General features: G+C 51.6%; 13 protein-coding genes and 1 riboswitch. Of the genes, 7 read left to right on the forward strand and 6 right to left on the reverse strand.

Translation table 11 applies throughout. From position 1 onward, the window contains the following. Positions 1-199 precede the first annotated feature (199 nt). Positions 200-296: riboswitch (TPP riboswitch) on the forward strand. 31 nt (positions 297-327) lie between these two features. From thiM to HU143_RS08365, 3 genes are read left to right on the forward strand one after another with little or no spacing between them, the layout of a single operon-like run. Further along, complete coding sequence (gene thiM / locus HU143_RS08355) at positions 328-1,125, forward strand: hydroxyethylthiazole kinase (RefSeq protein ID WP_023226718.1); 798 nt, start codon at positions 328-330, stop codon at positions 1,123-1,125. Then, the gene (gene thiD, locus HU143_RS08360) at positions 1,112-1,912 is read left to right on the forward strand and encodes a bifunctional hydroxymethylpyrimidine kinase/phosphomethylpyrimidine kinase (RefSeq protein ID WP_001188957.1); all 801 of its coding nucleotides are present in this window, start codon (positions 1,112-1,114) and stop codon (positions 1,910-1,912) included. Before thiM ends, thiD begins: the two co-directional genes overlap by 14 nt. 35 nt (positions 1,913-1,947) lie before the next feature. Further along, positions 1,948-2,694, forward strand: coding sequence for a GntR family transcriptional regulator (locus HU143_RS08365; protein ID WP_000434062.1), 747 nt, complete (start codon positions 1,948-1,950; stop codon positions 2,692-2,694). Here the strand turns inward: HU143_RS08365 and HU143_RS08370 are convergent. Genes HU143_RS08370 through HU143_RS08380 form a run of 3 tightly spaced genes read right to left on the reverse strand, consistent with a single transcriptional unit; the run spans position 2,668 to position 5,902 of the window. Continuing rightward, entirely contained in the window at positions 2,668-3,633 is a 966-nt protein-coding gene (locus HU143_RS08370) for a PfkB family carbohydrate kinase (RefSeq protein WP_023226717.1), read from the reverse strand. The genes HU143_RS08365 and HU143_RS08370 overlap by 27 nt on opposite strands. Further along, positions 3,630-4,634: an ADP-ribosylglycohydrolase family protein gene (locus HU143_RS08375; protein WP_023226716.1), complete on the reverse strand. Its 1,005-nt coding sequence runs from the start codon at positions 4,632-4,634 to the stop codon at positions 3,630-3,632. The genes HU143_RS08370 and HU143_RS08375 overlap by 4 nt, the downstream gene beginning before the upstream one ends. Beyond that, positions 4,631-5,902 carry a nucleoside permease gene (locus tag HU143_RS08380; protein WP_000858688.1) on the reverse strand — a complete coding sequence of 424 codons (1,272 nt, stop codon included), beginning with the start codon at positions 5,900-5,902 and terminating at the stop codon, positions 4,631-4,633. The genes HU143_RS08375 and HU143_RS08380 overlap by 4 nt, the downstream gene beginning before the upstream one ends. A 253-nt stretch (positions 5,903-6,155) precedes the next feature. On the opposite strand from HU143_RS08380, the gene fbaB reads away from it, so the two are divergent. Next, positions 6,156-7,208, forward strand: a complete 1,053-nt coding sequence (gene fbaB, locus HU143_RS08385; protein WP_000129590.1) for a class I fructose-bisphosphate aldolase — start codon at positions 6,156-6,158, stop codon at positions 7,206-7,208. Positions 7,209-7,260: 52 nt separating this feature from the next. Here fbaB and yegS read toward each other — a convergent pair whose 3' ends face one another. After that, positions 7,261-8,160 carry a lipid kinase YegS gene (gene yegS, locus HU143_RS08390; protein WP_001273393.1) on the reverse strand — a complete coding sequence of 300 codons (900 nt, stop codon included), beginning with the start codon at positions 8,158-8,160 and terminating at the stop codon, positions 7,261-7,263. 564 nt (positions 8,161-8,724) lie between these two features. On the opposite strand from yegS, the gene steD reads away from it, so the two are divergent. Beyond that, positions 8,725-9,060, forward strand: coding sequence for a type III secretion system effector SteD (gene steD / locus HU143_RS08395; protein ID WP_001581073.1), 336 nt, complete (start codon positions 8,725-8,727; stop codon positions 9,058-9,060). A gap of 121 nt (positions 9,061-9,181) precedes the next feature. Next, complete coding sequence (locus HU143_RS08400; protein ID WP_023226715.1) at positions 9,182-9,598, forward strand: CesT family type III secretion system chaperone; 417 nt, start codon at positions 9,182-9,184, stop codon at positions 9,596-9,598. A gap of 35 nt (positions 9,599-9,633) precedes the next feature. Here HU143_RS08400 and sseK2 read toward each other — a convergent pair whose 3' ends face one another. Together sseK2 and yegQ are read right to left on the reverse strand one after the other, a co-directional pair. Continuing rightward, entirely contained in the window at positions 9,634-10,680 is a 1,047-nt protein-coding gene (gene sseK2 / locus HU143_RS08405) for a type III secretion system effector arginine glycosyltransferase SseK2 (RefSeq protein WP_077909966.1), read from the reverse strand. A 451-nt stretch (positions 10,681-11,131) separates the two neighbouring features. Next, positions 11,132-12,493, reverse strand: a complete 1,362-nt coding sequence (yegQ, locus tag HU143_RS08410) for a tRNA 5-hydroxyuridine modification protein YegQ (protein ID WP_001517981.1) — start codon at positions 12,491-12,493, stop codon at positions 11,132-11,134. A gap of 163 nt (positions 12,494-12,656) precedes the next feature. Here yegQ and HU143_RS08415 point away from each other — a divergent pair, with 163 nt between their 5' ends. Next, positions 12,657-13,274 (forward strand): hypothetical protein, encoded by a 618-nt coding sequence (locus HU143_RS08415; protein ID WP_000977165.1) that lies wholly within the window; start codon positions 12,657-12,659, stop codon positions 13,272-13,274. Positions 13,275-13,320: the final 46 nt, after the last annotated feature.

Genomic DNA, 13,320 nt, shown 5'->3' on the forward strand with positions numbered 1-13,320 from the left:
TTATCTCACGCCCCTTTTCGTAAAAAGTGTAAACGAAAGCGTCGCGCAGCAACATATCCGCCAGCAAGTTTGCCAGAACCGAATAGGTTTTGAGAACTATCTGATAACGCTGAAATTATCGTCCGCCGCTGACTGTAAATTTACATTGTCTGGCACAGACAGTATGCTTAATAGCGAAACCCCGCTTAACACGGTGGGGCTTGACGACTCGGGGTGCCCTTCGTTGTGAAGGCTGAGAAATACCCGTACCACCTGATCTGGATAATGCCAGCGTAGGGAAGTCTGACACTGCTCGTGTCCCTTCTTCACGCGGGCAGGAGCTGAACCATGCAGCCTGACCTGCACTGCCGCACGCTTGCGGCGCATACGTTAAAACACTTTCGCGCGCTCTCCCCGCTTACGCACTGTATGACGAATGACGTCGTACAAACGTTTACCGCCAATACGTTGCTGGCGCTGGGCGCTTCACCCGCCATGGTGATTGATCCTGTCGAGGCCAGACCGTTTGCCGCCATCGCCAACGCCTTGCTGATTAATGTCGGAACATTAACTGCCTCACGCGCTGACGCGATGCGTGCGGCGGTAGAAAGCGCTTATGATGCCAAAACGCCGTGGACGCTTGATCCTGTCGCGGTGGGCGCGCTGGAATTTCGTCGGCGATTTTGCCTGGATCTCTTGTCCCTGCGCCCGGCGGCAATACGCGGCAACGCCTCGGAAATCCTGGCGTTATCCGGCATGGCGCTGGGCGGACGTGGCGTAGATACCACCGAGGCGGCGTTGGCCGCACTGCCTGCGGCGCAGGCGCTGGCGCGTCAGATAGACTGCATCGTTGTGGTTACCGGAGAGGTAGATTACGTCACTAACGGTCAGCGCACGCTGAGCATTCCCGGCGGCGATCCGTTAATGACTCGCATTGTAGGCACCGGCTGCGCGTTGTCGGCGGTCGCCGCCGCCAGTTGCGCGTTACCGGGCGCCGCGCTGGACAATGTCGCTTCGGCTTGCTGCTGGATGAAACTGGCTGGACAGGCCGCGGCAGAGCGTAGCGAAGGACCGGGCAGCTTCATCCCGGCTTTTCTTGATGCGCTCTATCATCTGGATGTGGAGGCGGCCAATGCAACGAATTAACGCGCTGACGATTGCCGGCACCGATCCCAGCGGCGGGGCCGGTATCCAGGCGGATCTCAAGACCTTTTCCGCGCTGGGCGCATATGGCTGTTCGGTCATCACCGCGCTGGTGGCGCAAAATACCTGTGGCGTACAGTCGGTGTACCGGATAGAGCCGGACTTTGTCGCCGCTCAACTTGATTCCGTGTTCAGCGATGTGCGCATTGATACCACGAAAATCGGGATGCTGGCGGAAACCGATATTGTCGAGGCCGTGGCGGAACGGTTACAGCGCCATCATGTACGTAATGTGGTGCTGGATACGGTGATGCTGGCGAAAAGCGGCGATCCGCTGCTCTCGCCCTCTGCGATAGAAACATTACGCGTCCGGCTGTTGCCGCAGGTATCGCTGATTACGCCTAATTTGCCGGAAGCCGCAGCATTACTGGATGCGCCCCATGCGCGTACGGAACAGGAGATGCTGGCGCAGGGGCGGGCGTTACTGGCGATGGGGTGTGAGGCGGTATTGATGAAAGGCGGGCATTTAGAGGATGCGCAAAGCCCGGACTGGCTCTTTACCCGCGAGGGCGAGCAGCGTTTTAGCGCGCCGCGTGTGAACACCAAAAATACGCATGGGACGGGCTGTACGCTGTCGGCGGCGCTGGCGGCGTTACGGCCCCGGCATCGCAGTTGGGGAGAGACGGTAAACGAGGCGAAGGCATGGCTTTCGGCGGCGCTGGCGCAGGCGGACACGCTGGAAGTGGGGAAGGGCATTGGTCCGGTACATCATTTCCACGCGTGGTGGTAGTATACTGCCTACAGACCCGTCGTCAGGAAAGATAAATGGAACAAGCGCATACCCGGCTCATCGCGCAACTGAATGAACGAATTTCAGCGGCGGATAATACGCCGCTATACATGAAATTCGCCCAGACGGTAAAGGATGCCGTGCGCAGCGGTATTCTTGAGCACGGTAATATTTTGCCTGGCGAACGCGATCTCAGCCAGCTTACCGGCGTCTCGCGCATCACGGTACGAAAAGCGATGCAGGCGCTGGAAGAAGAGGGTGTCGTCACGCGCGCCCGCGGCTACGGTACGCAAATCAATAATATCTTTGAATATTCCCTGAAAGAGGCGCGGGGATTTTCTCAGCAGGTTGTCTTGCGCGGCAAAAAACCGGATACGCTATGGGTTAACAAACGCGTGGTAAGTTGTCCGGATGAGGTCGCGCAGCACCTGGCGATCCCCGCAGGCAGCGACGTCTTTTTACTCAAACGCATTCGTTATGTTGATGAGGACGCGGTATCGATTGAAGAGTCCTGGGTGCCCGCGCATCTGATTCATGATGTCGACGCGATTGGTATTTCTCTGTATGACTATTTTCGTCGCCAGCACATTTACCCTCAGCGTACCCGATCTCGCGTCAGCGCCCGGATGCCGGATGATGAGTTTCAGTCGCATATTCAAATGGATGGTAAAGTGCCGGTGCTGGTGATTAAGCAGGTGGCGCTCGATCAGCAGCAGCGGCCTATTGAATACAGCATCAGTTATTGTCGTAGCGACCTATACGTTTTTGTGTGCGAGGAGTAGCGCCTCGCGCGTGGGCGCGCAGTCGCCGCCGCGATGCCCGACCACCCAGCTCGCCACCGCATTTCCCAGCAGTACGGCATCCGCGAGCGACCAGCCTGACGCCAGTCCTGCCAGCACGCCGCCAGCATGGCTGTCGCCCGCGCCGATGGTATCCACCACGGTTGCCGGAAACGCTGGCACAACGCCGGAAGATTGCGCGCTAAAATACCACGCTCCGTCTTTATCGTGGCGCACCACCAGCGGCGCGGAAAAGCGGTTTACCCATGCTTCGCCGAAAGTGCGCGTATCGGTCGCAAGCCCGGCGCGTTCCGCAGCGATGATGGCTTCCTGGCGATTGAGGGAGACGATGGGCCGGCAGGCCATAATGCGCGCCATTGCATCTTCTGTAATATCGCCGATTCGTGGGCCAAAATCGATAAAAGGCGTTACATCGTCGACGGTTTCCAGCCACTGGATCAGTGGTTCGCCACAGGACGAGGCCAGTTGATAGCCGGACAGGTAGACAAGACTGCCCCGCGGTGTCCTGAGCTGCGACAGCCAGTCCGCATTCCACTGGTTTTCCACGCCGCTAAAAGACATAAACGTGCGTTCGCCATCCGGTTCGACTAACGCCAGACACCAGCCGTTATCTCCTTCAACCGCGTCAATCACGCTGGATAATCCCTCTTTTGCCAGACGGCGGCGAATCCTCTCCGCCCACACGCCCTGGCCCAGCGGCAGCGCATTGCTGGCGTCAATCCCCAGTCGTTTCAACGCCACGGCAATATTCAGCGCACAGCCGCCGACATTGACGCTCTGTTGTTGCAGTTCAATATCGCCTCCGCGACGCGGCAACGTCCAGGCGTCGGCAATGATATCGATCACTGCTGCGCCGATAACGGTGAGCGGACGCCGGGTATGCAGGGTCGGTAATAATGTCAGCAACCGTGCGCCGTTCATAGTGCCTCCCGCCGTTGACGATAACTCGCCAGCGCAACGGCATAGCGCGCAAAATCCAGCTGATTAACCTCGTCCAGCGTTTGCTTTAACTGGGGGTTAATGGCGCTTACCCCGTGCAACGCGCCGCAAATGGCGGTGGCCATCGCGCCGATAGTGTCGGTATCGCCGCCGAGGTTAGCGCACAGCACGGCACAGCGGTTAGGATCGGTATTCGCCAGTTCCACCATGGCGATAGCGCAGGGAACCGATTCAATGGTGCTGGTTCCCGCGCCGATGATCTGATAGAGCTGTTCGCTGGCAGATTCGACGCCGTCGGCGCGGCGGACAATGTTTAGCGCCAGTTCCAGACGTGCCGATAGCGAGGCGCTAAACGTGGTAATACGCGCTGTCTGCGCCTGATGGGCGACGGCGGGGAGCGAGTCGGCAATACTTTGCCACGTGTCGCCGTTAACCGCTCGCGAGACGGCCCAGGCGACAACCACGGCGCCAGCCACCGCCAGATCGGATTTATGCGTCGGGCTGGAGGCTAACGCTACTTCTGCTATAAAGGCTGTCAGGTTAGTTGGCGGTAACAGGCAGCCCAACGGCGAAACGCGCATGGCCGCGCCGTTAGTCACGCCGTTATTTTCCAGCGCCGCGATGGGTTTGCCGTCGCGAATCGCATTCAGCGCAATTTTTGACGTCGGGCCGAGTACATTTTTATTGAACGCATCAAAGCGTTCCGCCCAGGCGAGGATGTTACGTCCAATAATCTCGGGATCAATGTTGCCTTCGCATTCGAGTAGCGCGTCGGCCAGGCAGAGCGCCATTGCGGTATCGTCCGTAAACTCCGCGCGATTAAAATAGCAGGCGGCATTATTCTCTTTTGGGCCGGGCAGAAAGCGGTCAATCCAGCCGAAATGCGCTTTGACGCGCGTTCTCGGCCACAGCTCAGAGGGCATTCCCATCGCATCCCCTAACGCTTGCCCGTAAAGAGCACCGAGAATACGTTCTGCTTTCATTTTACTTCCCCTTGTGTCAACGCAATATCGCGATCGTCAATAGCAGTGATCTCTTTGTCCGATTCGCGAAAGAAAATCATAAACAGTAGCGCGATGACGGCAATCATCACTGCGCCAAACGTCCACATGCCCGCCCAGTTGAATGTCAGACCGTTAACCGGTTGCGGATAAGCAAACATTTTTTCCATCATCACGCCGCCGAGACGATAGCCCAGCAGGCTGCCGAATCCCTGACAGCAGAGGGTGATAAGCCCTTGCGCAGCGGTACGCATATGAACCGGCGCTTTTTTATCGACATAAATGTAGGCGGTGACGTAGTAGAAATCGTAACTTACGCCGTGCAGCAAAATACCGAGGAACAGCAGGGCGTAAGTGAAGTACGTTTCCGCGCCGCCATAGACAAAAAAGCCGTAGCGGATCGCAGCGGTAACAAGACCAAGCAATAATACCTTTTTAATACCAAAGCGCTTGGTGAAAAAGGGCAGCGCCAGCATAAAGAAGATTTCAGAGAACTGGCCGAGCGTCATCCAGCCGGTGGCGTTCTTCATTCCCACTTCCGTCAGATAGCCGTTAGCGAAGATGTAGTAGAAGGCCAGCGGCATCGCAAACAGGAAGGAACAGAAGAAGAAAACGAGAAAGTTTTTATCGCGCAGCAGGATCAGCGCATCCAGCCCCAGCATCACTTTAATATCCATCTTGCCGGTGCTTTTTGGCGGCGTGTCTGGCAGACAGAACGCAAAGACGCCCAGCAACGCTGAACTTGCGGCGGTTATGAGCAGTGGAATGTTGGTGGGAGAAATATCGTTATAGCCTAACATTTGCGGCAGGAATCCACAGGCGAGGCCGGAGGCAATCCACCCAATGGTTCCCATAACGCGAATGCGTGGAAAATCGCGTTCAACGTCCGGTACGTTAGCGAAGGCAATGCTGTTTGTCAGCGCGATGGTCGGCATATAGGTCAATGAATAGGCCAGAAGCAGCGGAAAGAATCCGGCAAAGGTGGTTTGCTGCGCCGCGAAATACATCAGCACGGCGCCTGCAAACATCAGTACCGCCAGGACTTTTTGCGCCGAGAAAAAACGGTCGGTAACGGAGCCGACCAGAATCGGCGACAGGATCGCCGCAATGGCGGTACAGGCATAAGACCAGCCTATTTCACCGGCGGAAAACCCGCTTTTATTTAGCCATAGCCACAGGGGGACGAACCAGGCGCCCCAGATAAACCACTCCACGAACATCATGAACGACAGTTTAAAGGTCGTTTTCATTTTTGAATCCTTCATGACAGGTAAGGTACGCCACGACAATACCATTTAATAATACCTTTTAAATACCATTGAGCATTAATTTTGACCGATCTAACACTTTTTCGGACGTGAATCGAGTCAGCAGATAGCGCCGAAAAAATGCGCTAAAGTTGGCAAAAATGGTCGGTCAGTACCAGGCTTATTGCGACCCGCAATCTGCGGGGCAGGACTATTCACCTTCCGATACCCTATCGGAACTTACGGGAGCATAGCTATGACTGATATTGCGCAGTTGCTTGGCAAAGACGCCGACAGCCTTTTACAGCATCGTTGTATGACCATTCCTTCCGATCAGCTTTATCTACCCGGCAAGGATTACGTTGACCGGGTGATGATTGACAATAATCGTCCACCAGCCGTTCTGCGTAATATGCAGACGCTCTATAATACTGGACGCCTGGCGGGAACAGGATACCTTTCGATACTGCCCGTCGATCAGGGAGTGGAGCACTCCGCCGGCGCCTCTTTTGCGGCCAACCCGCGCTACTTTGACCCAAAAAACATTGTTGAATTGGCGATTGAGGCCGGCTGTAACTGCGTGGCCTCTACCTACGGCGTACTGGCCTCGGTTTCACGGCGCTATGCGCACCGTATTCCGTTTTTGGTCAAACTGAATCACAACGAAACATTGAGCTATCCGACAGAGTACGATCAGACCCTGTACGCCAGCGTTGAGCAGGCGTTCAATATGGGCGCCGTGGCGGTAGGCGCGACGATCTATTTCGGTTCGGAACAGTCCCGTCGCCAGATTGAAGAGATCTCCGCCGCTTTTGAGCGTGCGCATGAGCTGGGTATGGTGACCGTATTGTGGGCTTACCTGCGTAATTCTTCCTTTAAAAAAGACGGCGTCGATTACCATGTATCCGCTGACCTGACGGGGCAAGCCAACCATCTGGCCGCTACGATTGGCGCGGATATTGTGAAACAGAAAATGGCCGAGAATAATGGCGGTTATAAAGCGGTCAACTTCGGCTATACCGACGATCGCGTGTACAGCAAACTGACCAGCGATAACCCGATTGATTTGGTACGTTACCAGTTGGCGAACTGCTATATGGGACGCGCCGGGCTTATCAACTCCGGCGGCGCGGACGGCGGCGACACTGACCTCGGCGACGCGGTTCGTACCGCGGTGATCAACAAACGAGCCGGTGGAATGGGGCTAATTCTGGGACGTAAAGCTTTTAAGAAATCGATGGCTGATGGCGTGAAGTTGATTAACGCCGTACAGGATGTCTATCTGGATAGCAAAGTCACCATCGCCTGAGTTCAACGAAGAAAAGCCGGATGTGAGCGCATCCGGCCAGCGACAGGTGTTATTAACGTAGTAACGGGCAGTCTGGCGGCAGCCGACAGCGTAATGCGCCAGGCAGCACCTCAATATGAAATTCTTGCCCGCTGAGTGGTTCGCCATCCAGATTGAACGTGATTTCATGCGGCGCATGAATATCAAACCACGCCGAGGCGCCGTCAATAATATTCGGATTGTCATCTGACTGCGTGAGCGTGGAAAACAGCGCCGGAAGTAGCTCTTCGCCGGTAAAAATTCGTAGCTGTAACAGCCCGTCGTTAATCAGCGCGGTGGGACATAATTGCTGCCCGCCGCCGGCCTGACGACCGTTGCCGATGCCGATCACCAGCGCATCTCCCTGCCAGTGAAAGTTTTCGCCACGTATTTCGCAGCGGTCAGGGGTCAGCGTATCCATTCTCATCAGACCGTGAATAAGATAGGAGACGCCGCCCAACGCGGCTTTAAGTTTTTCCGGCGTTTCAGTGGTAATGCGGGTGCCAAAACCGCCCGTCGCCATATTGATAAAACAGGTTTTATCATTGACCCTGGCCATATCAATTTCCATCGCGTTTCCGGCAATCGCCAGTTTCAGCGCTTTGTCCAGCGCTTCAGGAATACCGGCGCTGGTGGCAAAATCGTTGGCAGTGCCGAGCGGCAAAAGGCCCAGTGCAGGGGCTACGCCGTCGCGGATCTGGATGAGCGCGGTCGACACTTCATTAATGGTACCGTCTCCGCCGCCGGCAATCACCGTTTCAACGCCCAGTCTACGGGCTTCATCAACGTAACGCTGCGCGTCGCCTTTTTCCCAGGTTACCCGAACGTGAATCTGTATACCTTCGTCGCGAAGTAGAGTAATGGCCTCACGTAGCGGCTGGTTATCAGCGCTTTTGCCATTGAGGATCAGTAAGCTGGCGGGAAAGTTAGCCATCCGTTATGCCTTAATAGGTTGAACAACAATCTCCAGAAAGTGTATAGCAGAAATGAAAAAGCGAGGTCAGAACAGGATGAAAATTGAAATGTTGCGCACTTATTGCTTTACCGTTTTTTTTCCTGCTGTACGCAGCGGTAAGCGAAGCATGGTTTAAGGCAAATGGCGACAAGAGAGATGCCGGTATGCGCATTGAGTAGCGCTTGTGAGAGTGTAAGGAAATCACAAGGGGTAGTCAGACGCTTTCCGATATAGCGCCTTTGATAACGAAACGGAGAATTAACAAGACGAACATACGTCAGTTATCAGTATTAATTTCAAACTTCATAATATCAGATAAAAACCTGATATTTATTACCAAACATACTTTTTAATAGCATAAAATCGAAATGTTCTTTAGACTGCTTTGGCAGGAACAAGGCGCACTATTAGCAGTACACTATTCTTGTTATCAAATAAAACCTATTTAGATGATGACTTAGCGCGGTGTCTTATAGTCGTACCGTTGCCTGAGATATCGCTTTTTTCATAAACATAAACAGGCATGTGCATGAAGAGGTTTATATGAATGTCACTTCGGGCGTGAATGCGCAAACGCCATTGCTCCCCCCTTCTGAACGGTGTAATGAAGAAAGTCCGGCAGCTGAAATCGTTGAGTTTAACGCTTACGGCAATAAACCCAGATGTTTAATATGCGTGGGAACCACGGCATTGTTTACAGGTATTTTCAGTGGGGTATGCTCAGGGGCTGTCGCCAGTGTCAGTAGTGGTGCTGCATATACTACCGCTCTGACGGTTTTAGGCGCATCGTTTGGCATGGGGGGAATTGGTATGATGGGAATATGCGCCGGACTATACCTTAGCGCAAATGGCGTCAGAACCCGGCCAGCCTGGCCATAAATGAGCAAACACAGCAAGTCATAGGGAAAAGACGAATTCTGACGATGACACGGGGTGTTAAGCGTCCAGACCAGAGGCTTATGGCTTATATAGAAACTCTTTAAATAGAGTATGGGGTGTTATGTATTCAAGAGCCGATTGCTTATTAAGACAGTTTTCACTAAAATTAAATGCCGATTCAATTGTCTTTGACGAAAACAGATTATGCTCATTTATTATAGATAACCGTTACCGTATCTTACTAACAAGCACTAACAGCGAGTATATAATGATATACGGTTTTTGTGGAAGACCTCCGGATAATAATAATCTTGCTTTTGAATTTCTCAATGCTAATTTATGGTTTGCAGAGAATAATGGACCACATTTGTGTTATGATAATAACTCCCAATCATTATTACTGGCTCTCAACTTCTCACTCAATGAAAGTTCTGTAGAGAAACTTGAATGTGAAATTGAGGTAGTTATTAGATCAATGGAGAATCTGTATCACATTTTACAGGATAAAGGAATAAATCTGGATACCGATTATACGTGACGGTGGGAAGGGTGAGTAAAACAAGGCTATCATGATTACCTCCAAGAACTGGCAGTTAAACTGCTTGTGTTCATAATGATATTTTCGTGTTTAAATTCAATGAAATCGCAAAATGCGTTATAATCTTGTATATGAGAACCGTCAAAATAATGCCTCAACCCTTTACTGAGCCAATCATTATAGGGATCGCCATAAGGTTTACTGTGCATAATTTCGAGTCCTTTTATTAATGCTGGATGCTCGCTGCGGTTAACAGCAATAATTCCATTTTCAAGGCTAACATGATTATCTTTACGACTTACATGGATAGCGATACCATCAGGTAAATACAACGTGCCGAGTTTATCAGTAAGTAACATATCTGCATCAAGATATATGCAACCGCCGCCTGGTTGCAAATGATGGCAACCAGGTTTACCAGCTTCCAGAAAGGCATCGCTTCCTTTTAGCAGGAAAAGATTTCTGTAGAAGTCAAACCATAAGTGACCTTTGTCTTTATTATGAGATGAAATAAGCGTTTCCTCAGGATTGTTTTTCAAGACATCTTCCAGGCTTTTTTTTACCCCGTTAAGCAAGACCTCATCTCGTTCACTTGCTGACTGAGCTTCCAGTTTGGTGATGTTTTCTAAATAAATCGTCGTTAACTTTTTATCATACATGCTATAATTAAGGTCAGAATTATAAATAATCTTTATGTTTCTATAATTTTGTTCCAATTTTGCCAATGCTTTTCTTTGTCCCTTGCTAAAATCGCCATCAACGAAAATACCAATAATTCTTTCTTTTTCTATTATAGCAGCATTGATAATATTATTAAGATAAGGGTTTTTCTGCGTATTGATAATGGGAATTTCGTTTTGACCAAATCTATCTGGATTGCGTTCAAACCACTGAAAAACGAGCGGCGTTTGGTGATCTAGTGGTAATAGAGGATAATCAACCCCAGCAAAACTTACATGGCCTGATGAAGGTGGACTGAGCGTAGGTGCGATGGTTTGAGTATTACTTTGACATGAAATCAAACCTCTAATCCGGGAAAACATTATTTTAATCCTTGTAAAAGCGACATTAAAACGTGCCATATTTTTACACGCTTAAATTATCAGTTTTTAACCTTAATTTAATAACCTGGAAACTTTTTGTGTAAGTTCTCACAAAGCAGTTATTGATTTAATTCACTGATGTTAAACGTAAACGTCAGAATGCTAAGTCCTGAGTCTGACCGGATGCGGGGAGGATTGTGACTTGCTGGCTGGCCATGAATAGGGGAGGTCTCTAAACCTAAGCGCCCATTTGCGCTTTGGTTAGTGTGGTCAATTTTTGGATATGGCGGGAAGTACTACTTTTTTATTGATTATACGCAAAAAATAAGCCTGCGTAAGGGAGATTACGCAGGCCAAGGAGGTGGTTCCTGGTACAGCTAGCATTTATGGGTTATGTTTTTCAGCGCGTTGAATAATACCCGCATTGAGCGAAGCGGTATGTGATCAATTTCTAAGAATCTTCCCGCCATGAAAAAATAACCGCAATTAACTACTTAGCATGGGGGTTACGCGTTGATTCGCCTGAGAAATTACGCATCAATAGTGCGTAATCCAGCGTAACGTCCTGCGGGACGGGCATCCAGACGGTATAGCCATCGCCAGGCGCCACCGGCATAGCGTCGCCTTTGGCGTTCTCCATCTGTTCCAGGGTGAAATTGATATTTCCCTGCGGTGTCATCAGCTCCAGACTATCGCCAACGGAGAATTTATTTTTCACCGCCACGGCCGCCAGTTGGCCTTTACGCTCGCCGGTGAACTCGCCGACAAATTGCTGGCGTTCGGAAACGGAGTACCCGTACTCGTAATTCTGGTAATCGTCGTGCGTATGGCGACGCAGGAAACCTTCGGTATAGCCGCGATGAGCCAGACCTTCCAGCGTTTCCAGCAGCGTAGGGTCGAAAGGTTTACCCGCGGCGGCGTCGTCGATAGCCTTACGGTAGACCTGCGCGGTACGGGCGCAGTAATAAAAGGATTTGGTGCGGCCTTCGATTTTCAGCGAGTGGACGCCCATTTTCGTCAGGCGCTCCACGTGGGCGATAGCGCGCAAATCTTTTGAGTTCATGATATAGGTGCCATGCTCGTCTTCGAACGCGGTCATGTATTCGCCCGGTCTTTGGGCCTCTTCTATCATAAACACTTTATCCGTCGGCGCGCCGATACCGAGCGTCGGCTCAACGTTCTGTACCGGAATCGGTTCGTGCTTATGCACGATGTTGCCGACAACGTCTTCTTTTCCTTCCTGCACGTTATATTCCCAACGGCAGGCATTGGTGCAGGTGCCCTGATTCGGATCGCGTTTATTGATGTAGCCGGAAAGCAGGCAGCGGCCGGAATAGGCCATGCATAGCGCGCCGTGGACGAAAATTTCTATTTCCATATCCGGCACCTGCTGGCGAATTTCCTCAATCTCTTCCAGCGACAGCTCGCGGGAGAGAATCACACGGGTCAGCCCCATCTGCTGCCAGAATTTTACCGTCGCCCAGTTTACGGCGTTAGCCTGTACCGACAGGTGAATCGGCATTGCCGGGAAGTGCTCGCGTACCAGCATAATCAACCCTGGATCGGACATGATCAGCGCATCCGGGCCCATCTCGACGACGGGTTTCAGGTCACGGATAAAGGTTTTGAGCTTGGCGTTATGCGGGGCGATGTTCACCACCACGTAGAATTTTTTTCCGAGCGCGTGGGCTTCGTTGATGCCAAGCTGCAAATTTTCGTGATTGAATTCGTTATTACGCACGCGTAAAGAGTAGCGCGGTTGGCCCGCATAGACGGCATCGGCACCGTAAGCGAAAGCGTAACGCATATTTTTCAGCGTTCCCGCCGGCGAAAGAAGTTCTGGTTTAAACATCATTTTCTCGTTCTGATGACAGGTCAGATCCGCCTCACCTGATGAGGCGGCTTGAGGAGAGTCCTCACTTTAAGGGCGGGCATTGTACGCTTACGGACAGGCCGAGTAAATATTGCGAGAGTATATTGGCGCTAATAGAACACCGGATGTTAATGGAGAGCCAATGATGAAAATGAGCCGCACGGCCATCGCGTTGAGTTTGCTGGGAATGGTCGCGCATCCCGTTTGTGCCGCTCCGTCGTTTGAAGAGACGGCAAGACAGGTGATTATCGCTTTTCAGCAGCGAGACAACGCGAAAATTAATGCCCTGATTGATAAAAAAGTTGGGATGTATGTGCTGTACCGAATTGGGGCTGGGCATGATTATGAGTGGATGAAAAGTTTTGATATTAATAAGCCGATACCCGGTTTTAACTACCTGTTGGGGCAGGTAGGTTGGTTTTCAGAGCATATTCCTGTGGATAAGGAATTTGATCACCACACGGAGGCTGAGTACGTTTGTGAAAAGGGATGGGATCACGCCGGTTTTTTTGTCAGCTATACCGGTACTAATAATGCGCTGCTGACGTTTAGCATGGTGAATGGAGCGGATAGTGGGGATCAGGCGTCGGATACCCGTATAGCAAACGCCAGGCGGCTTGAGCTGCAATCAGAGCGAGTGGTGGCAGTGCCGAAAAAATGGGGTGATGGTTTGATTTTTCATCTGAGCGAACTTCATGGCTTGGGCAAAGGGTGGAGTTTAACGCTGCTGGATTTGGTCACGGAAGATTGTAGTGCGTGAGGCATATATGTTTAATCAGGGTAAATAGCTGCTTATTTATATCTTT

The sequence above is a fragment of the Salmonella sp. SJTUF14076 genome, assembly GCF_015534835.1.
Taxonomy (GTDB): Bacteria; Pseudomonadota; Gammaproteobacteria; order Enterobacterales; family Enterobacteriaceae; genus Salmonella; species Salmonella enterica.